Origin of the sequence: Lentzea sp. NPDC102401, from assembly GCF_044765805.1 — a bacterium.
In the GTDB taxonomy this organism is placed as follows: Bacteria; Actinomycetota; Actinomycetes; order Mycobacteriales; family Pseudonocardiaceae; genus Lentzea; species Lentzea sokolovensis.
Map to the genome: position 1 here is coordinate 13,361 of NZ_JBIWKS010000028.1, position 20,769 is coordinate 34,129.

A 20,769-nucleotide genomic window follows, 5' to 3' on the forward strand; every position below is an offset into this window, starting at 1 on the left:
CCACCAACACCACGCTTCCCGGCACTGTTGTGCGCCCGTCAAGAGCAACGAGGCGTTGATCAAGCACACAGCAGGTCCACATCGGAGCGCGCGGCCGCAACCCGTTGACACGAACAGGAGAACCGCACCCCGCCAACCGCGACGGAGAGTGAGGACGGCGTGATCAACGGGCGGTGACAACCACCGGGAAGCGTGCCAACCTGTGCCCCGACCCGACCGGAAGGCGTGGCATGCGTGTACCGATCCTCATCGCCGTCGTGCTGCTGATCCCACTGCTCACACCGGGGCCGGTCGCCGCGGCCGAGGTGTGGCGCACCCAGTTCGACGAGGCGGTGTACGGAGACGTCACGGTCGTCGGCAACTCCGTCCTCACCTGCCCGACGCCCGAGCAGGCCGGACCCCGTCCGAAGTACCCGCCGCAGTCCTGTGTGGACGCCCTGAACCGCAAGGGGCACGGGCCTTCCGCGCTCAACAACGCGCATCGCATGTCGTGGACCGACGTCGACGCCGACCCGGCGACGGTCAACTCGTCCAGCGCCGAACTCAGCCTCCCGGCCGGCGCGACCGTCGCCTACGCCAAGCTCGGCTGGGCGGGCAGCGCCACCTGCCGCGACGCACAGGATCCACCAGGCACACCGCGGGACCCGGTCACCTTCAACGGCACCAAAGTCGCCCCCGACCGGTTCGTCATCGACGCACCGGACGACCTCTCCCACACCGACAACGCCTTCTACAGCGCCGAAGCCGACGTCACCCGCGCGCTGACGAGCGGCACCGTGACGGTCGGCAACGTCTGGGCGCCGCAAGGGTTCGACTGCTTCGGCGGATGGTCGCTGACGGTCGTGTGGAAGTTCGCGAACGCCACCGCGACGGCACCCGCGAAGCGTCACATCGCGGTGCACGGCGGGCACGTCCGGCTTCCCACCAAGAAGCCGGTGCTGAGCACGCCGATCGCGCCGACGCATCCAGCAGGTGGGGTCATCCGTCTGGGCATCACCGCGTACGAGGGCGACTGGGCCACGGAAGGTGACCAGATGCTGGTCAACGGCGCGTCGATCGGCGGGCGCAACGCGTTCGTGTCGTCCGCACAGGGTGCCGCGTATCCCAACAACATGAGCGTCGACGCGCGCACGGTGACCATCGGGGAGGACGCCCTCAAGCCCGGCACCAAGAGCGCCGAACTCAGCTTCAAGAGGGCGGACGACGCGTTCCTCGTCCAGAGCATCGCGTGGTCGTTCCCGCTCCCCGAACTCGCGCTGACGATCGACCCGGAGAAACCCGCCGCGCACCCCGAGGACACCGTCGCCCAGACCGCGACGATCACCAACGTCGGTGACGCGCCCGCCGCGGACGTGACCGTGTGCGGCCAGCAGATCGGCACGATCGCCGCACACGCGACCGAAACACGCACCTGCTCGTCCACGGCGGCCGACGACGACTACCCCGCGACCGTCGCGGTGAGCGGCACCAGCCTGGCGGGCGATCCACTCGCGACGCAGAAGGCGACAACGGTCGACGTGCTGCATCCGGCGTTGCGCGCGACCACCGCGACCGACGAGATGACCGCGCTCCCGGGCCAGGCCGTCAAGTTCACGACGACGGTCACGAACACCGGCGACACCCCGCTCTACGGCCTCGCCGCCCGCTCGGCCCAGGGGTGTGACCCCGTGCAGGGGCAGCTCGATCCCGGCGCGACGTCCACGGTCGGCTGCACGGCCCCCGCCGGCGACGAGAGTGGCGCGCTGACCTCCACCGTCACGGCGGCCGACAAGATCGGCGGCAAGGTCGAGGCGTCGGCGTCCGTGCAGGTCAAGGTGATCTACCCGCGACTGACGATCAGCGCGGCCTGGTCGAAGGACCGGGCGCTGGACGGCGAGAGCGTCACGGTCACCGTCACGGTCGGCAACCCGTCGGACCTGCCGATCGCCGACGTCCGCGTGGAGGGTGAGCCCGCCGCGTGCCAGCGGGAGTTCCCGGTACTTCAACCGCGTGAGCGCATCACCTACACGTGCCTGGCCACGGCCCCGACGAACTCACGGTTGACCGTGTCCGGCGCGGGCGCCGGTGGGGCCATCAGCGAAAGCGCGGTCGTGCGGATCGAGTCGCTGAGCGCCCCGCTGCCGCCCGCTCCCGAACCGCGCGCATCGGCACCTGACGAACCAGCGCCTCCACGCGCGGTCGCGCACGTCGAACAGGTGTCGAAACCGGCGGTCGGTGGCATCGCGGCGGTAATCGGGATGATCGGCATGGTGGTCGTAGCGAGCGCGTTCTCCGGGTTGGGACGCCGGTGAAAACCGGGAGAATTCGCATTCACTGCACTAACAGAGGCGTTTTACTTCGGAGCGGAATGCGGTAGAAGGGCCTTATGGAGATCACCGCCTTCCTGGACCGCAAGCTGGCCCGCCGGTTCCGGACGTACGACTCCGACTGTGACGGGTTCATCGAGCGGGAGGACTTCACACAGGCGGGCGAGCGCACCACGAAGGCATTCGGCTTACCTCATGACGACCCGAAAGCCGTGCGGTTCCACGACATGCTGATCGGGCTGTGGGAGCAGCTCTCAGCGGTCACCGACCAGGACAGCGACGGGCGGATCAGCGTCGAGGAGTACAAGAAGGCGTTCGCGAACGGGTTGCTGGAGACGCCGGAGTCGTTCGACGAGGGCTATGTGCCGTTCCTCGACGCGCTGATGGCGATCGCGGACGAGGACGATGACGGCAAACTCACACTCGAAGAGCACGTGACGTGGACCGGCGCGTTGATGAACCTCTCGGAGGCGAACGCGCGCGGAATTCACGACCTGCTGTCCGACGAGGACGGACTGCTGTCCACTCAAGCCTTGCTGGAGGCGATCCGGGAGTTCTACTTCTCCGAGGATCCCGCCGAGGCCGGCAACTGGCTGCTCGGATCGTTGGACTGACGTGCTGTTGAAGACGCTGCAGGAGTACGCGGCCAGGGCCCAGCCCGCCGAACACGTCGAAGAGGCGGGCGGCTGGTGGCTGCGGCACTCCCCCGGCGACGCCTGGTGGGTCAGCGCGGTGCTGCCGCACGACCGTGAAGACCGGGTCGAGGTCGCCGAGGAGTTCTGCGCCGAACACGGGTCCGGGGTGCGGTTCCAGATCACGCCGGGTGTGTGCGCGGACGACCTCGACCTGCGCCTGGAGGACAGGGGTTACACGCGGGGTCATGACATGTCCCTGCAGATCGCCTCGACCGCCGAGGTGCTGCGCCACGCCGATGCCGACGCCGGCGAGGTGACGCCCAGACCCACCGACGAGTGGCTGGCGGCGTGGCAGAAGGTGACCAAGCGGGACGTCAGCGCCGAACGCGACCTGCTCAGCCGCGTCGAGCACCCCAGCGCGTACGCGTACGCCGAGGTGGACGGCCAGGTGGTGGCCGTGGGACGAGCCGTGGCCGAGGAGGGGTGGGCAGGGGTGTTCGGCATGGCGACACTCCCGCACGCACGCGGTCAGGGCGCCGCACGGTCCGTGCTGGCCGCACTGGCCTCATGGGCGGCCGCGCGCGAGGCGAACCACCTGTACCTGCAGATGGAGAAGGCGAACACCAAGGCGTTCCGGCTGTACGAACGGACGGGGTTCCGCGAGGTGTGCACGTACCACTACCGGATTCGTGCGTAACCAATCAGGAATCAAGAAGGCAGAGCCGAGGTGCGCGAGTTAGTTTTGCGCCATGACCAGGACAGCTCCGACGGCGCATGATGCCGACACCCACGACCTGATCCGCGTGCAGGGCGCGCGGGTCAACAACCTGCGCGACGTCGACGTCGAGATCCCGAAGCGCCGGTTGACGGTCTTCACCGGTGTCTCCGGGTCCGGCAAGAGCTCGCTGGTGTTCGGCACCATCGCCGCGGAGTCGCAGCGGCTGATCAACGAGACCTACAGCGCGTTCATCCAGGGCTTCATGCCGACGCTGCCGCGCCCCGAGGTGTACCTCCTGGAGGGCATCACCACGGCGATCCTGGTCGACCAGCAGCGGATGGGCGCCGACCCGCGCTCGACCGTCGGCACCGCGACCGACGTGAACGCGATGCTGCGCATCCTGTTCAGCCGCTTGGGCACCCCGCACATCGGTGGCCCGCAGGCGTTCTCGTTCAACGTCGCCTCGATCTCCGGCGCGGGCGCCGTGACGATCGAGAAGGGCGGCCAGAAGGTCAAGGAGCGCCGCGAGTTCTCCATCACCGGCGGCATGTGCCCGCGCTGCGAGGGCCGCGGGCAGATCTCCGACATCGACCTGACCGAGGTCTACGACGAGTCGAAGTCGATCCTCGAGGGCGCGATCAAAGTGCCCGGCTACAACGTCGACAACCAGTGGACCGTGCAGACGTTCGCGCAGTCCGGTTTCATCGACCCGGCCAAGCCGATCCGCAAGTACACCAAGAAGGAACTGCACGACTTCCTGTACCGGGACCCGATCAAGATCAAGGTCAACGGCATCAACCTGACCTACGAGGGCCTGATCCCGAAGCTGCAGAAGTCCATGCTGTCCAAGGACCGCGAGGCGCTGCAGCCGCACATCCGCGCGTTCGTGGACCGCGCGGCGACGTTCGGCACCTGCCCGGACTGCGGCGGCACCCGGCTGACCGAGGCGGCGCGGTCGTCGAAGATCAAGGGCGTCTCGATCGCGGACCTGTGCGACATGCAGATCACGGACCTGGCGGACTGGATCCGCGGTGTGAAGGACAAGTCCGTCGCGCCGCTGGTGGACAAGCTCGCGCACACGCTGGACTCGTTCGTCGAGATCGGTCTCGGCTACCTGTCGCTGAACCGGCCCGCGGGCACGTTGTCCGGCGGTGAGGCACAGCGCGTCAAGATGATCCGGCACCTCGGGTCCGCGCTGACCGACGTGACGTACGTGTTCGACGAGCCGACGATCGGGCTGCACCCGCACGACATCGAGCGGATGAACAACCTGCTGCTTCGCTTGCGGGACAAGGGCAACACCGTTCTCGTCGTCGAGCACAAGCCCGAGACGATCGCGATCGCCGACCACATCGTCGACCTCGGTCCCGGTGCCGGGCGGGGCGGCGGCACGATCTGCTTCGAGGGGTCGCTGGAGGAGCTGCGCAAGAGCGACACCGTGACGGGCCGCCACCTCGACGACCGCGCGTCGCTGAAGCCCGAGGTGCGGGAGAAGACCGGCGTGCTGGAGATCCGCGGCGCGTCCACGAACAACCTGCGTGACGTCGACGTCGACATCCCTCTCGGGGTGCTGACCGTGGTCACCGGCGTGGCCGGTTCGGGCAAGAGCTCGTTGATCCACCGGTCGATGCCGAAGGACTCCGGTGCGATCGTCGTCGACCAGACCCCGATCAAGGGCTCGCGCCGGTCCAACCCGGCGACCTACACCGGTCTGCTGGAGCCGATCCGCAAGGCGTTCGCCAAGGCCAACGGCGTGAAGCCCGCGCTGTTCAGCGCGAACTCCGAGGGCGCCTGCCCGAACTGCAACGGCGCCGGCGTGGTGTTCACCGACCTCGGCATCATGGCGACGATCGAGTCCCCCTGCGACGTCTGCGAGGGCAAGCGGTTCGACCAGGCCGTGCTGGAGTTCAAGCTCGGCGGACGTGACATCTCCGAGGTGCTCGCGATGCCCGTCGCCGAGGCCGTGGAGTTCTTCGGCGCCGGTGAGGCTCGCACGCCGGCCGCGCACGCGATTCTGGAGCGCCTCAACGACGTCGGTCTCGGCTACCTGTCGCTGGGCCAGCCGCTGACGACCCTGTCCGGCGGCGAACGCCAGCGCCTTAAGCTGGCCACGCACATGGGGGACAAGGGCGGCATCTACGTCCTGGACGAGCCCACCACCGGCCTGCACCTCGCCGACGTCGAACAGCTCCTCGGGCTGCTGGACCGGCTCGTGGAGTCCGGCAAGTCGGTGATCGTGATCGAGCACCACCAGGCCGTGATGGCGCACGCAGACTGGATCATCGACCTCGGCCCCGGCGCCGGCCATGACGGCGGCAAGATCGTGTTCGAGGGCATGCCCGCCGACCTCGTGGCCGACCGTTCGACGCTGACCGGCGAGCACCTGGCGGATTACGTTGGTGCCCCGGCGCGTCGCAAGAAGCGTTGACCGGGTACCAAGGGGGCATGCACATCACGACGTTCCTGGACCGCAAGCTCAGTCGCAGGTTCGAGACCTACGACAGTGACCAGGACGGGTACGTCAACCGAGCGGACTTCGAACTGGCGGCGTCACGGACGACCGCCGCGTTCGGCCTGAGCCCGGACGACCGGCGGGCGAGGCGGTTCCAGGAGCACCTGCTGGGTGTGTGGGACCACCTCTCCGCCATGACGGACACCAACGACGACGGCCGGATCAGCGTGGACGAGTACAAGGCCGCGTTCGCGAAAGGCCTGCTGGAGCGGCCGGAGGCGTTCGACGACATCTACGTGCCGTACCTCGACGCGCTGATGGCCGTCGCCGACCACGACGGCGACGGCCAGCTCGGCGTGGACGAGTACATGCGGTGGACCACGGCGTGGATCAACCTGCCGGAGGACGCCGCACGGGCCGTTCACGCCCGGCTCGATCACGACGGTGACGGCCTGATCGGGACGGAGGACCTGCTGGCGGCGATCCGGGCGTACTACTTCTCGGAGGACCTGGACGGGCCGGGAGCGTGGCTGCTCGGCCCGCTCGACTAGTCCCGGGTCTCGGCGACGCTCTTGATAGAGGCGGCCTCGGTCTCGACGTACCGCCTGGCCAGCCGCTTGGTGAGCAGCCAGCCGAGCCCGGACAGCGGCCCGGACACGCTCACGGCAAGGGTGAGCCGGGCCCCGTCCGGGTGCGGTTCGACGACGTGCGAGGCGACGCTGAGGGCGCCGGCCTGCTTCGACTCCCAGGTGTAGGACATCCCACGGGTCAGCTCGGTGACCGTCCACACAGCCTCGGGCAGCTTCGGTTGCCTGAGGCGGACGCTGGAGCCGACAGTGAACGGTCCGTCGTCGAGGCGTTCCACGGAGTCGACCGTCGGGATCCGTTCCGGCCAGCGTTCGACGTCGATGAGCACCTCCCAGACGCGTTCCGGCGGGGCCGCGATCGTGATGGCGTGCTGCAGGCCAGGCATCGGCCGAGTCTACGACTGCCGGAACCGTTGTTCGATCTCCTTCACCGCGGTGGCCGCGAGTTCTGCCGCCGCTGCCCGGGGTGAGGGCTGGTCGACGATCTTGGCGACGAGCCGGCGCATGTTCGTGCTGATCTTCGCGAACGCCGACTCGGCCGTGGCGTCGATGTCGCCGAACAGGGTCCACCACCACCACGAGTTCGTGGCGGAGTTCGCGACCACGTCCGGGATGACCAGCGCGTCGATCTCGGCATCGGCTGTGATCGGCATGTTGGCGGCTTCGACGATCAGCTTGGCGTTGACCTGGTGCGCGTTGTCCCTGTCGATCGCGTAGCTGGTGGCGGCCGGGACCAGGACGTCCGCTTCGACGTCGAGCCAGCTGTCGCGGTCCAGCTGTCGATCTTCGGGACGCAGTCGCGACCGGTCGATGGCGCCGTGGGAATCCCGGGACAGCAAAAGGGTTTCCACATCGAGCCCATCAGGGTTTGCTATGACACCGTGGACGTCCGCGAGCCCGACGATCTTGACGCCGGCCTGGGCGAGGTAGCGGGCCGTGGCGCCGCCCATTGAGCCGAAGCCCTGCACGAACGCGGTGGGGTTGCGCAGGTGGAGATGCTCGATTCCCGCGAGCGCGGCCTCGGCGACGCCGTAGCCGCCGACCAGCTCGTCCAGGCTGACGCCGTCGACGGTGACCGCGAAGGCGTCCGCGAGGCGCTCCCTGGCCTTCTGCTCGTCGTCCAGCAGCGGGTAGACCGCCTGGATGGACGACTGCAGGCCGATCTTCTCGATCGCGGCGTCGATGGCCTGTTGCCGCAGTCCGAGGTCCTCCCCCATCGTCCAGAAGCGTTCGATGTAGGGCGACATGGCGTACAGGTACGCCGTGAGGACCTCTTGCGCCCGCGGGTCGTAGGGGTCGAAGTCGATGCCGCCCTTCGCGCCGCCGAGGGGAACGTAGCGCGCGCCGGGGTCGTAGTTGAGCGCCTCCTTGGCGGTCATCCCCTCCGCCAGACCGCGGACCTCGTCGAGCGTGCAGCCTGCGCGCATGCGCAGACCCCCGCTGCTGACCCCGCGCACCAGCCGGTCGATGACGAGGTAGCCACGCGCTCCCGTCGCCGGGTCGATCCACGTGACCTGGAGATAACTCATCGAACGCGTCCCCTTGACTCGAGCGTGTGATCAGCCCCGCATAACTGACTGATGAATCAGTCAACCACTTGGAGGGCCCGTGAGCGAGGTACAGCCTCTCAGCGGAAACTGGCTGGGCGAACGCACCCACCTGCGCAAGTCGCTGCGCCGCGTGGACGTGACGTTCTACCTGCTCTGCACCCTCGTCGGCCTGGACACGATCGGCAGCGTCGCCGCGCACGGCCCTCAGGGGCTCGTCTGGATGGTGATCCTGGCCGTGGTGTTCTTCCTGCCGTACGGGTTCCTGACCACCGAGCTCGGCACGGCGTTCCCCGTCGAGGGCGGTCCGTACGTGTGGACCAAGCTCGCGTTCGGACGGCTCGCGGCCGGGGTGAACCAGGTCCTCTACTGGCTGTCCAACCCGTTGTGGACGGGCGGCACGCTGGCGATCATCGCCGTGACGACGTTCGAGACGTTCTTCCTGCCGTTGGGCATGGCGGGCAAGCACATCGCGGGCCTGGCGTTCATCTGGACCGGCGTTCTCGCGGTCGCGGCGTCGTTGCGCGTCGGCAAGTGGGTCCCGATCGCGGGTGCGTTCGCGCGGATCGTGCTGCTGGGGTTCTTCATGGTCTCGGTCGTGGTCTACGCGGTTCGCAATGGCGTACAACCGTTGTCCGGCGGCGACTTCGTGCCGACCTGGACGGGTTTCGTGGCGCTGGTGCCGGTGTTGATCTTCAACTACGTCGGCTTCGAACTCCCGTCGACCGCCACCGAGGAGATGACCGATCCGCAGCGCACCGTGCCGTTCGCGATCCTGCGCGCGGGCATCGCGGCGTTTCTTCTTTACGGGGGGCCGATTCTCGGGATTCTGCTCGTGGTGCCGGCGTCGCGGATCCAGGGCCTGGGCGGGTTCATCGACGCCGCCAAACAGGTGCTGACCGTCTACGGCGGATCGGTTTCGCCTGACGGAACCGTCACCTTGACCGGGGCGGGTGCGGTGCTGGGAAGCGTGTGCGCGGCCGGTCTGATCATCGGCGTGCTGACTTCCGGTGTCTCGTGGGCGATCGGGGCCCATCGGGCGCAGGCCGTGGCGTGTGCGGACGGCGCCGGGCCCGCCTGTCTGGGCCGGTTGTCCCCTCGTCACGGCACTCCGTTGCGCGTGAACGTCCTGTCCGGACTGCTGGCGTCCGTCGTTCTGGTGACGGCGCTGAACCTGTCCGGTGGCGACTCCGAGAAGTACTTCACCGCCGGGCTGGCGCTGGTGATCTCGACGACGTTCGTCAGCTACCTGCTGACGTTCCCGTCGATGCTGGTGCTGCGTCGCCGGATGCCGGACGTCGAACGCCCGTTCCGTGCGCCTTTCGCCGTGCTGACAACGGTTCTGACGACCGGTCTGGTCGCGTTCACCGTCGTGGTGCTGATCTGGCCGCCGGAACTTCCCACGGCGTTCGCGGGCGAACGGACGCAGTACACGCTGTCGCAGGTGATCCTACTGCTGATCGTGCTCGGCATCGGCTTCTTGTTCTACGCGCTGGGTTCCCCGACTCGCGCTCGTGACGTCACCTCGACATCTGCATGAGGAACTCCGCGTTGCTCTGGGTCTTGCGCAACCCTTCGAGCACCACGTCGATGTCGCGTTCGGCCATGGCACGGCGCATCGTGTCGGTGATGGCGAGTTCCTGCGGCCCGACCAGCAGTTCCGCCTTGCGGGTGCTGGACTGGTGGAGATCCACCGCCGGGTAGATCCGCTTCTGCGCGGCCTTGCGGTCGAGCTTCAGCTCGGCGTTGCCGGTGCTCTTGAGCTCCTCGAAGATGGCCGTGTCGGCCAGCGACCCGGTCTCGACGAGCGAGGTGGCGAAGATCGTGAGGCTGCCACCGTCCTCGATGTTGCGCGCGGCCCCGAGGAACTGCTTCGGCGGCGTCAGCGCCCTGGCGTCGATGCCGCCGCTGAGAATGCGGCCACCGTTGGGCTGCGCGAGGTTGTACGCGCGCCCGAGCCGCGTCAGCGAATCGAGCAGGATCACCACGTCCTGCCCGTCCTCGACGAGCCGCTTGGCCCGCTCGACCGCGAGCTCGGCAACGCGGATGTGCTCGTTGGGGTGCTCGTCGAAGGTCGAGGTGAACATCTCACCGGGAATCGTCTTGCGCATGTCGGTGACCTCTTCAGGCCGTTCGCCGACGAGCGCCACGATCAGGTGGACGTCCGGGTAGTTCTTGGCGATCGCTGCCGCGATCTGTTGCAGCACAATGGTCTTGCCGGCCTTGGGCGGCGCGACGATCAGCGCCCGCTGCCCCTTGCCGACCGGCATGACCAGGTCGATCGTGCGACTGGTGAGCTCGTTGGGGTCGTGCTCCAGCCGCAGCCGCTCGTTGGGATAGAGCGGCGTGAGGTCTTCGAACCGTGGCCGCTTGTGCGGCTTGCGCCCGTTGACCGTGTCGACGCTGATGAGCTTGTCGTTCTCGGCTTCACCGCTGATCTGGTCGCCGCGCCGCAGGTCGTGCTGTCGCACGAGACTCTGCGGAACCTGCGGCCCGTCAACGAGAAACGCCTTGTGGTTACGTACGTCGAGTACACCGATGTGCATCGGGTCTGTCCTTTCAGGAGGGTTGTTCGAGACGCGCTTCATCGACTCCGCGCACGGGGTGCGACGGGAGGAGAGCGCTGCAGATGCCGTCGATCCGACCGCATCTGATGTATGGGTCCACCGGCGCGAGAAGCCGGGGGTGTTGGCTGCGGCGTTGTGATCGTCCAGCAGCTGATCGGAACTTACGTGCGCTTAGCTGCGCACCGCCGGGTACGAACGGACTGTAGCAGAGAACGTCAACCGTCCGCTTGTTATTCCGCGCACTTCCCCGAGAGCTGGACGAACAGGTCCCGTGCGTCCTGCCGCATCAGCTCACTCCACCGCGCCAGGTCACGCGCGGCATTGCGGCGAACGTGCGGAGGCACGCTCTCGTCCCATGCCACGGATCGCGCGATCACCGACGCCCGTTCCCGCTGGTCGTGCCGCATCGCCACTAGCGCCCGTGCACATCGCATCCGCACCACCGGGCCGACCTGGCTCGCCGCGAGAGCGTGCAGCTGCACCATCGCACGCGCCGAGTCCAAGGCGCCAATGTGCTTGAGCACCTCCACACGCCGCAAGGGATCTGCTTGCGGCACGAGTTCGGTGAGGACGCCGAGCACCTCTCGCCGGGACGTCCGCGCGGACTTGCAGAGGAGCGCGGCAGCCTCAGCTCGCGCCAGCACAGGAAGATCGATGTCGCTCATCATCGCGCGCGCCACGAGCGCTGCACGCTTTCTCCCGGCCGTGCCGAAGTTGACGAGATGAGAGACTGCCCGCACCCGGAACCTGGGACGAGCGGAGTCGTCTTCCGCCACCTGATCGATCACTTGGATGCCTGCCGCTCGGTCCTCACTCCGATAGAGTCGGAGTCTCCACGCGGCCTGCACGCGCGAGACAGGAAGTCCGTCCACATCATCTCGAATGCCCCGAACGGCGTCGACGTCCTTGCAGTTCAGCAAGCCGTTGATGCGCTGCAACCAGGAAGGCGCGCCGTACCAAACCTTCTTCACGGCATCGGTGGGTTCGGCATTGATGTCCTTCAGCAGACATGCGGCCGCGTGCCGCACCCGATACGGCAGGCTTTCATCCACGACCTGGGCGAGTGCCTCGTCATGTATGAGCCACCAGTGCGCCTGGCTCATACCGGCGAGAGCGGACCGCGACGAACGTCCACTCAATCCCTCAAGTGCCGCGACGGCCTCGGCCTGGAAGACGAAGGAGACACCGAACAAGGCGACTGCGGCGCGCGCCCGCTCGTGCTGAGACGCTTCCGGCGCCGCCATGACATCACGAACCTCCGCGAGCACTTCCTCACGCAACGGCAGGTCGTCCCACTGATCCGCAACGGGCACGCGGTCGTCGATCGCGATTGAACGGTTAGTCAGCAAGCCGCGTTCGAGCTGCGTGCGCGACTGACGATCTGTCTTGCTGATCAACTGCCGCCAAGCCGACTTCGCCACGTCAGGGCCACGCAGGACCTCCACCAACGCCCTCTTCAGACGCGGAGACGATGGCCGCATTAGCAGTTCCAGGAAGTGCAACACGCCTCCCCGCTCGTCAGCTGAGTTGCCTGGGGCCTCCAGAAAGTGCCAGAGCGTGGCGATTGACGCCGACGTGGTTCTCCGATCCTTGAGGAAGAGCGCCCAGACCGCCTGGCTGCGATCATAGAGCGGCGCGTCGGCATCATCGATCATGGCTTTCCAGTAGCGACTCGCCTCACCCAACGTGTGCGGTTCGACCAGAACCAGGTTGCGCAGAGCCCACTCCCGGATCGAGAACGCCAGCAGGTCGTCCCGCCCGAGTCTCCACAGTTCGGAGGCGTCTCTGAGCGTCGCGGCGACAGCCACGCGTTCGTTCTGCAACAAGGAACCTGCGATCAGCTGTCCACGAAAGTGTTCACCTAAATCCACATCGGACATTCGCAGATGGTCGGTGAGCGTCTTCAGTCTGTCCAAGGGAACGCTCGTCGGCTGGCCGACGAGCGTCTCGACCGCGCGAACTCGATGGTGCGGCGAGGAGCGCGCGAGAAAGACGAGCAGTTCGGCCCGGTCCCCCAGAGGAAGGCCAGGAAAGTCCGCGAGACGTTTCGCCACCGTCAGAACGTCTTCATCACCACCGAAACCCAGGTCTTGCAACGCCTCCACGGCCTTCCTCGCACGCGAGCTCGTGGTCCGCTCGTCAGCGAGAACCGCCATGAGTGCCTCGGCCAACTCACGTCGCGGCCCGGCCCCTTTGTCCGTGTGCTGGCCGACGGCGAAGGCGAAATCGCTGAGCATCAACGAGCCGGTGATGATTCGGCGCAGCTCAACCGCTGACTCCCGATCGAAACGGCTGCCAAGAGCGCAAAGCCCTCTCGCCGCGGTGATCCGGACCTGCAGCGGCGATCGCTCGTCCCGAACGGCTGTCCTTAGCACCTCAGCGGCTTCACCCGTCCATACGTCACCGTGGCCGGCCACGGTGACGGCCAGCAAGCCGATGGCGTTGCCGGCGGTTTCCGACGAACGAGCACAGTCCAGCAACGCGGCGAGTGCTTCGCCGCCGACACCAGTTCGAGCCAGGTCGTTGTAGGCCTTCGGCGCCGCAACGGGATCAGGATGTGCGGACGCGATCTCCCGCAGCACCTTGATCACCTGCGGGTGGTGATCCGGCCCTGACCTGATGAGGATGTTTGCGGCGCGGCACCGCGCGTACAGGTCAACGCCGGGATCAGCGAGCAGTTCGTGCAGATCTCGCGTTGCCCGCGCCCGATGAGGTTCGCCGAGATTGAGGAGTTCGCTCAGGACATTCAGATGATCGAACGAGCCATGCGGTGCGCTGGCGTTCACCAGCGCGGCAGCTGCTTCCTCGCGGTACGCAGGCCCGGCGCTGCCCAGAGCTGACGCCGCTAGTCCCACTTGGTACCAGTTCAAATGCCACTCGGCGAGCAGCGTGCGCAGATCAGCCAGGGCCTTCTTCCGCTGCGCACCGCACGTCACCAGGTAACCCAGCAGGATCGAGTGATCCAGCGTGTGAACCGCACTCGCGGCCATCGTCGCTATCAACTCACCCGCGGTGTCCCGATGAAGTGATCCCAGTTCGCCCAGAGCTCCTGCTGCGAGCACCTGCTCACCTGCGGGCAGGCGGCGGTCCGTGATGCGCGCGGCCAGCATTGCGATCGCCTCGTCGCGGTACGCTGGGCTGATCGAGGCCAGTCCAGTCGCCGCGTCGTCCCAGCAGTAGACGCCCTTGGCCGAAGTGTTCAGTACGAACAAGAAGTGGCGGGCGCTGATGTCCGCGAACTCAGGGTCGATCTCCAGCAGCCCAGTGGCCGCCTCTGTGATGTCGACCAGCGAAGAGTCCACATCAGACAGAATTTGGAGGAGCGTGTCGATCGCGAACTGGCGTGCTTCGCCGTCGAAAGCCGCCAGGATCACCGCCGCGGTGCGCAGGGAGAGGGCCCCGGCATTCGGATCGGCGAGCACCTCACGCAAGCCGCGTTCAGAGGTGTCGCGTTCGCGGGTTCCGCACTGTGACAGAGCTTCCGCAGCAACGAGCCGGTCGGCGACCGTGACCTGAGCCTCGTCGATCACCTGGTGCAGGAACCTGACGGCGTCCGGGCTGTGCTGGCCGCGCACGCGCACAGCCAACGCCGTGGCGCACTCGGCGCGCGACCGCCACGGCGCGTCGTCGTTGTTCATCAGGCCAGTCAGCCACGGAACGAGCCCAGGATGGCTGGTGGCCCGAGAAGCCTCGGAGAGGATCTCTGCCGCGTTGTACTGCGTGGTGAGGGCCCAGCCCTGGACCGTGGTCAGGAAGGCACCGACCACCTCTGCCGAGGCCGGCAGGTGGTGGGCCAGCAGGCGGGTCGCGAGGAGATGTTGCGCCGCGTCACCGCGATGCAGCCACTCCAAGAGGCGGTCGGCCTCGGCAGGGTGTAGGCGAGTGTGGTGGAGCAGCACAGCGCGGGCGAAGCGGCCCGATTCGCGGGCGTCCGCGGCGTGCAGCAGTTCGGCGAAGACGGTCGGGCAGAACTCGCTCGGCAGCTCACGCGCGCGGGAGGTGGCAGCGAGGTGTTCGGCGAAGCTCTGGTGGATAAACTCCAGGTCCTCGCCGCGCAGGATGAACGGGCCGACCGAGAGCAGGTAGTCGGTCAGCTCCTCCGGCCACACCCCGTCCCCCACCTGGGCACGGGCGGCGGCCAGCAGGGAGAGTTCGGACTCCAGGCGCACGCGGGCGAGGTGTTCCAGGAGCTTCTCGCGGTCGAACCGGTCCAGCTTGTCCCGGCGGATGTGCGCGAGGTAGGTGTCGTAGAGGGAGTACCGGTTGCCGGGCAACGGTTGCGCCGCGTGCTCGCTGAAGATGATCGCGGCGATCGTGGCCAGCAGCGGGACCTGGACGAGTTCATCGAGGTGGGTTTCCCGGATTTCGCGCAGGAACCGCTGGGCCTCGTCCTCGAGGAACCAGTTGGCGGCGAAGCGACGGAGTGCGGCCGCGTCGAAGGGTTGTAGTTCGTAGCGGACGGCCCTGATGCGGTGCAACGTGGCGAGGGCGCCGCCTTCGGTCGGCCTGGTGGTGAGCAGCAGGCGGTAGGGACCGTCCGACGCACAGGCCGCCAGGGCGTTGACAAGGCGACCGCGTTGGTCGGCGTCGGAGACCTCGTCCAGCGCGTCCACGAGCAGGAGCCAGCGACAGCCGACCGCTCGGGTGACGAAGAGGTCCTTGTCGACGGGCGTTCGAAGAAGTGGGCCGTATTCGGCCACGACGCTTTCCGCGAGTGCCTGGGCGAACGGAACGTCGAGGCGTGCGGCGAGTGCTCGGGCCGTGATCCTGAGCGGCACGACCGGCTCGGACAGAGGGGCGTTGTCGCGATGCGTCCAGTGCCGGGCGATGTCCGCGGCCAGGCACAGCGTCAGGGTGGATTTGCCGAGACCTGGGCCTCCGGTCACGACGAGGTGTTCGTCTGCGTCCAGTGCCGTGCTCATCGGGCGCGACGGCGGGCGGACCGCGATGCGCATGGCCGGGCGGGACGGGGTCTCGATCAGCCTGCCGTCGTCGTCGAGGATCGGGCCTTGGCGCGGCGGCTCGGGTTCCTCCACGGGGTTGCCGAGGTCCTGACGGACGTAGGCGGTGTCGAGCAAGGGCTTGCGGGCACCCGGCAGGCGATATGGGGTCTCGTGCGCAGCATGGATCTGTGCCCGCAGCAGCGACTGGATCTCCGGTGGTGGTTCCTTCACATCGGCCCACGTCGAGGGTGGGTCGTACGCGGGTCCTGGGCTCTTGCCTGGGTGCAGGTGTACATCCCCGTGAACATTGTTGGCCTGGAACACCGTGCCGCCGGTGACATCGCCGGTAGTGAAGTCCAGGTCGTCGTGCGCCATCGAGGGATGGTCTCACGGCACAAGCGGTCATTTGTGGACAAATCAAGGACGACAGTCGCGGGCCGACCCGCGACTGCGGCGACGGCGTCGCCAGGCGGTGGGCCACCAGAACCAGCGGCCACCTCGCTGACCTCGTCGATCAGGTCGAGTGCAATCTCCAGGCGAGACGACCAGAGGCCATGTGCGCGAAGGCTTGTGTCACGGCCGGGCCGCTCGTGGTAAGGCGGACGCCTGCTTGCCGGTGACACGGGCGTAGTCGTCGGCCTCGAAACCGGCGCCTCTGCTCGTGGCGTGGTTGATGTCGAGTTCGCCAGAGCGCGGTAGGTACCGAGATGTGGGTGTCCGGGATGCCGAACACCACGTCGGTGCCGTGCGCTTGTTATTCCGCGCACTTCTTCCACGAGAGCCGGAACGTCGTGCTCACGCTCGAGTCGGTCGAGTCCATGGTCATGAAGCTGCCACTCCCCTTGCCGGTGAGCTTCAGTTCGGTCTCGACGGTCAACGGCTTGCGATCCTTGCACGGCCCGTGCGCGACCCCGCTCGGCGTGTCGGTGACCTGCCAGTTGTCACTCATCGGCGCCTCATAGGTATGACTGGTGTGCCGCGTCGGAAATCCGGGGAACCAGTAGTCGTTGCGCACGACGCCCTTCGCCTTGTCCGTGAGGTGCGCGAAGCCGCGGTAGTCCGTCGCCGCGATGCCGTAGGTGTACCCGGCCGCGTGGTTGATCCTGAGAGCGATCGTGCAGCTGCTCTTGGCCTCGTTGCCGTTGCCCTGCACCAGGAAATCGCTGTAGGTGACCGTGAAGGCCTCGTTGTCCTGGGACATGGCGACGTTCGTCGTGCCGGCCGGGCACCCGGAACCGCCGACGCTGACCACGTCGATCGTCACCGGGCCGGGCGGCGGCACGAGCGTTGCCAGCAGTGCCAGCACCACCAGCATCGAGGCCTCCTCACGTCACTGCGGAAGAACCTATCGAGGCCCGCAATCCGGCGAACGGCGCAGCGGCTCACGCACCTGCGCGTCATCCCCGTCGAGGCGAGGTGGGGTCATGCCACGCGTTGTCCGCTCTGGTCGTCCCGACGGCTCTCCCGAAGGGATGATCAGCGCGTCGACGGCCACCACGCCGTCCGGCCCCACGCGTACGGGGTTCAGCTCGATCTCGGCGAGGTCCGGCCTGGCCGCGAGCGTCTCGGAGACCATCGCGATCACCCCGGCCAACGCTGCCACGTCCACCGGCGGCGTGCCGCGCGCGCCGGACAGGAGCGGGGCGGAGACGAGGCGTGCCAGCATGTCCCGCGCTGTGGCGGGAGTCACGGGCGCGAGTTCGATCGCGGTGTCCCGGAACAACTCCGCGTGGATGCCACCCGCGCCGACGAGGATCACCGGGCCGAACGAGTGGTCCCGCTTCGCGCCGATGATCAGCTCGACGGTGTGCTCTCGCGTGTCCATCTCCTCGAGGACGTACCGGCCCGGGCCGAGCCGCGCTCGCATCTCCTCGAACGCCGGCGCGGGGTCGGTGAGGTTGATCTTCACGCCGCCGTGCTCGCTCTTGTGGGCCAACCAGTCGGCTTTGAGCGCGAACGGGCCTTCGAGGTGCGTCGCCCGCACCTCGGCCGCCGACGTGACGGCGTGTGCCCTGGGGAACCGGACGAAGCCGAGCAGGTCACGGGCCGCCAGGTAACCCGGTTCGAAGGGCACGGCCGCAGCTCCTGGTTGGGACGAGAGGAAGAGCTCGACCGAAACCGCCGAGTGGCCCGGGACGGAAGGCGCGGTCGAGGCCGACTGGGCTTCGGGCAGGCTCACGCAGGCGTCCCCTTCAGGGGGTCCCCCAATTTCAATTCTTCCAGTCGGCACCGACAGTTCCAGGCCGTCCAATGCGCGAGCGGACCGTTGATCAAGCGCACCGAGCCGTGCCGCGTCACCGAGTGCGGCCACCGCCCGCTCGATCGTGTGCTGCACGGGCACGCCGCCCGCTCGCAACGTGCGTACCGCGGCGGAGTCCTCGCGCATGCTGTGCACGACCACGGGCACGCCGGTTTCCCTTGCCAGCAAACAGATCCGAGCGGCGATAGCGACCTCGGCGGACTCCAGAGAAGGCGTGTCCTCTCCGTAGCTGCCGAAGTAGCCCGACAACACGACCGTGTCGACTTCGCCTCCGCGCACCAGCACCTCGACCGCGCGGGAGTAGTTCGCGAGGTCCTGCTCCCCCGCACCGGCGAGGTCGATCGGGTTGCGTTTCGAGGCACCCACCGGCAGTCCGTCGACAGCGGACAACGTGGGCACCGTCAGCCCGGCCGCCGCCGCGAGATCCGCCGCGATCGCGCCCTGCCCGCCCGAGTCGGAGATGACTCCGACCCTGCCCCCGCGGGGCACCCCGGACGTCAGCACCGCCGCCAGGTCCACCAGAGCCGCGGGCGTCGCCACCCGAACCGCCCCCGCGAGGCGACAGGCCGCGTCCACGACGTCCAAACAGGACGTCAGAGCGCCTGTGTGCGTGCGGGCGGCTTCCTGTGCGGCGATGGAGGATCCGACGGTCAGGAGCACCACGGGTTTGCCGGCCGCGCGCAGTTCCGACATCGCCGCCACGATCCCCGGGCCGAAGCTCTCCAGGTAGAGGCCCACGACGGTGGTCAGGTCGTGGGAGACCAGGTCCAGCAACGCTTCCGTCGCCGTCACGTCCGCCTGGTTGCCGACCGAGACGAACCGGGAGATCCCGATGGCCGAGGACGCCGCGAGCCCGGCGATCTCCAGCCCGACCTGTCCGCTCTGCGACACCACGCCCAGCGAGCCTGCCTGGAATCGGCCCCACGCGAGGTGCAGGGACGTCGCCGCGTCGAACACGCCCAGGCAGTTCGGGCCGAGCAGCCGCGCGCCCGCGTCCCGGATCCGGCGGATGACGCGATCGTCGATTCCCGAGGTGATGCCGACGAAACCGCGTACGCCGACCGCGAGCGCCTCGTCGACGACGGCCGGCACGTGTGCCGCGGGTACGGCGAGGACGACCAGTTCGGGAGCCTCGGCCAGTTCGGAGAGCGAACGGACGGTGGGTTGCCCCAGAACGGCGCCACCACCGTGGTTCACGAGGTGCACGGCGCGGCGGTCGTGGCCTACGAGTGCGCCGCGAGCGAGCCAGTGACCCCACTTGGCGGGGTCGTCGCTCGCCCCTACGACGGCGACGGACGCGGGATCGGAGAAGATCATCTCTCACCGAGGCCGCGGGAGATGATCAGGCGCTGGATGTCCGAGGTGCCTTCTTCGATCTCCTCGAGCTTGGCGTCGCGCATCCAGCGCTCGACGGGATACTCGCGGGAGTATCCGTAGCCCCCCAACGTCTGCACGGCCGCGTGCGTGCACCACATGGCGTTCTCCGACCCGACGAGTTTCGCCATCGCCGACTCCTGAGCCACCGCGTGGCCATCGTCGTACAGGGCGGCCGCGCGCACGGCCAGCAGGTGCGAGGTGTCGACGCGCGTGGCCATGTCCGCGAGCCGGAACGCCACCGCCTGGTGCCGGATGATCGGCACCCCGAACTGCTCGCGGTCGGCCGCGTAGGCGGAAGCGAAGTCCAGCGCGGCACGGGCGAGTCCCGTCGTGGCCGCGCCGATGAGGATGCGCGACGCGTCGAACGTCCGCATCAGACCGGCGAACGCCTGCCCCTCCTCGCCGAGCCGGTTCTCCACGGGCACGCGCACGTCGCTGAGGAACACCTCGGCGTTGACGATCGCGCGCTGCCCCATCTTCTGGAACGGCGGCCCGACCGTCAGCCCCGGCGTGTCGCGTGGCACGACGAAAGCCGTGACACCACGCGACCTCAGCGACGGATCCACCGTCGCGAAGATCACGAACATCTCGGCGTAGGGGGCGTTGGAGATCCAGGTCTTCTGTCCTTTGAGGACGTACTCGTCGCCTTCGCGCCGCGCCGACGTCTGGATGCTCGCCGCGTCCGACCCGCTGCCGGGCTCGGTCACGGCGACCGCGGTGAGCGGCGGTTCCGCGGACCCGAGCGGACCGAGGAACCGTTCCTGCTGCTCCGGTGTGCCGAGGTGCTCGATCGGCGCGCTGAAGAAGCCGTTGGACGTGATCAGGTTGCCGATGCCGATGTCGCCGTGACACAGCTCCTGCTGGATCAGCACCTGGGTCAGCAGGTCGGCGCCACCGCCGCCGAACCTCTCGGGGAGCATGAACGAGGTCAGCCCGAGCGCGGACGCCTTCTTCCACACGTCGAGCGGCGACTCGGTGTCCGCCTCGTCGACGGCACGCCCGCGTGGACGGATCTCCTTGGCCGCGAACTCCCTGGCCAGTTCTACGAACTGCTCCTGTTCGGCCGTGAGCCGCAGGCCGTCGCGGACGGTCCGCCCCATCTCGCACCCCTAAGTTGACTGACGAATCAGTTATTCACGATCCATCGGGCAGCCTAGCTCTGCCGAGACGGGTCGGCAGGGTCGCGAACGGGTGACTACCAGGGCATATGGGGAACGGCGACTGCCGGCGCGACCGACTCACGGTGAGTGTCGCGGAGGTGCTGATCACCTGCTTGGAGCAGCCCGGGGGAACGAGGTGCGACAAGTTCCTGTTCCACGCCGGACAGTCGCGCGGACGGCGCGCAGGAGATCACGAACCGCCCCGCCCGCGACCTCC

Annotated in this window: 13 protein-coding genes and 1 pseudogene; 7 read left to right on the forward strand and 7 right to left on the reverse strand. The window is 68.0% G+C overall.

All coding sequences use genetic code 11. The annotated features are described in order from the left end of the window. Positions 1-230 precede the first annotated feature (230 nt). The 5 genes from ACIRG5_RS47675 (at position 231) to ACIRG5_RS47695 (ending at position 6,662) form a co-directional block, all read left to right on the forward strand. The gene (locus ACIRG5_RS47675) at positions 231-2,291 is read left to right on the forward strand and encodes a hypothetical protein (protein ID WP_402918191.1); all 2,061 of its coding nucleotides are present in this window, start codon (positions 231-233) and stop codon (positions 2,289-2,291) included. A 74-nt stretch (positions 2,292-2,365) separates the two neighbouring features. Next, positions 2,366-2,920 (forward strand): EF-hand domain-containing protein, encoded by a 555-nt coding sequence (locus tag ACIRG5_RS47680; protein WP_402918194.1) that lies wholly within the window; start codon positions 2,366-2,368, stop codon positions 2,918-2,920. Between the two features lies 1 nt (position 2,921). Beyond that, positions 2,922-3,638, forward strand: a complete 717-nt coding sequence (locus tag ACIRG5_RS47685; protein WP_402918197.1) for a GNAT family N-acetyltransferase — start codon at positions 2,922-2,924, stop codon at positions 3,636-3,638. Positions 3,639-3,690: 52 nt separating this feature from the next. Then, positions 3,691-6,087, forward strand: coding sequence for an ATP-binding cassette domain-containing protein (locus ACIRG5_RS47690; protein WP_402918199.1), 2,397 nt, complete (start codon positions 3,691-3,693; stop codon positions 6,085-6,087). A 17-nt stretch (positions 6,088-6,104) separates the two neighbouring features. Next, a complete protein-coding gene (locus tag ACIRG5_RS47695) occupies positions 6,105-6,662 on the forward strand; it encodes an EF-hand domain-containing protein (protein ID WP_402918202.1) in 558 nt (185 codons plus the stop codon). On the opposite strand, the gene ACIRG5_RS47700 is transcribed toward ACIRG5_RS47695, so the two are convergent. Together ACIRG5_RS47700 and ACIRG5_RS47705 are read right to left on the reverse strand one after the other, a co-directional pair. Further along, positions 6,659-7,084, reverse strand: a complete 426-nt coding sequence (locus tag ACIRG5_RS47700) for an SRPBCC family protein (RefSeq protein ID WP_402918205.1) — start codon at positions 7,082-7,084, stop codon at positions 6,659-6,661. The genes ACIRG5_RS47695 and ACIRG5_RS47700 overlap by 4 nt on opposite strands. 9 nt (positions 7,085-7,093) lie before the next feature. Further along, positions 7,094-8,227 carry a Glu/Leu/Phe/Val dehydrogenase dimerization domain-containing protein gene (locus ACIRG5_RS47705; RefSeq protein WP_402918207.1) on the reverse strand — a complete coding sequence of 378 codons (1,134 nt, stop codon included), beginning with the start codon at positions 8,225-8,227 and terminating at the stop codon, positions 7,094-7,096. A gap of 79 nt (positions 8,228-8,306) precedes the next feature. On the opposite strand from ACIRG5_RS47705, the gene ACIRG5_RS47710 reads away from it, so the two are divergent. Then, positions 8,307-9,785, forward strand: a complete 1,479-nt coding sequence (locus ACIRG5_RS47710) for an APC family permease (RefSeq protein WP_402918209.1) — start codon at positions 8,307-8,309, stop codon at positions 9,783-9,785. Here ACIRG5_RS47710 and rho read toward each other — a convergent pair. Both rho and ACIRG5_RS47720 read right to left on the reverse strand, forming a co-directional pair. Continuing rightward, positions 9,766-10,782: pseudogene (gene rho, locus ACIRG5_RS47715) on the reverse strand (transcription termination factor Rho); the annotation flags it as partial. The gene ACIRG5_RS47710 and the pseudogene rho overlap by 20 nt on opposite strands. Positions 10,783-11,042: 260 nt before the next feature. Continuing rightward, entirely contained in the window at positions 11,043-15,086 is a 4,044-nt protein-coding gene (locus tag ACIRG5_RS47720) for a hypothetical protein (RefSeq protein ID WP_402918212.1), read from the reverse strand. Positions 15,087-15,098: 12 nt separating this feature from the next. Between ACIRG5_RS47720 and ACIRG5_RS47725 the strand changes: the two genes are divergently transcribed. Next, complete coding sequence (locus tag ACIRG5_RS47725) at positions 15,099-15,260, forward strand: hypothetical protein (protein ID WP_402918215.1); 162 nt, start codon at positions 15,099-15,101, stop codon at positions 15,258-15,260. Between the two features lie 1,249 nt (positions 15,261-16,509). Here the strand turns inward: ACIRG5_RS47725 and ACIRG5_RS47730 are convergent. Genes ACIRG5_RS47730 through ACIRG5_RS47740 form a run of 3 tightly spaced genes read right to left on the reverse strand, consistent with a single transcriptional unit; the run spans position 16,510 to position 20,492 of the window. Next, complete coding sequence (locus ACIRG5_RS47730; protein ID WP_402918217.1) at positions 16,510-17,070, reverse strand: DUF4360 domain-containing protein; 561 nt, start codon at positions 17,068-17,070, stop codon at positions 16,510-16,512. A 30-nt stretch (positions 17,071-17,100) separates the two neighbouring features. Further along, the gene (locus ACIRG5_RS47735) at positions 17,101-19,332 is read right to left on the reverse strand and encodes an acetate--CoA ligase family protein (RefSeq protein ID WP_402918220.1); all 2,232 of its coding nucleotides are present in this window, start codon (positions 19,330-19,332) and stop codon (positions 17,101-17,103) included. Further along, the gene (locus ACIRG5_RS47740; RefSeq protein WP_402918222.1) at positions 19,329-20,492 is read right to left on the reverse strand and encodes an acyl-CoA dehydrogenase family protein; all 1,164 of its coding nucleotides are present in this window, start codon (positions 20,490-20,492) and stop codon (positions 19,329-19,331) included. The genes ACIRG5_RS47735 and ACIRG5_RS47740 overlap by 4 nt, the downstream gene beginning before the upstream one ends. Positions 20,493-20,769 lie beyond the last annotated feature (277 nt).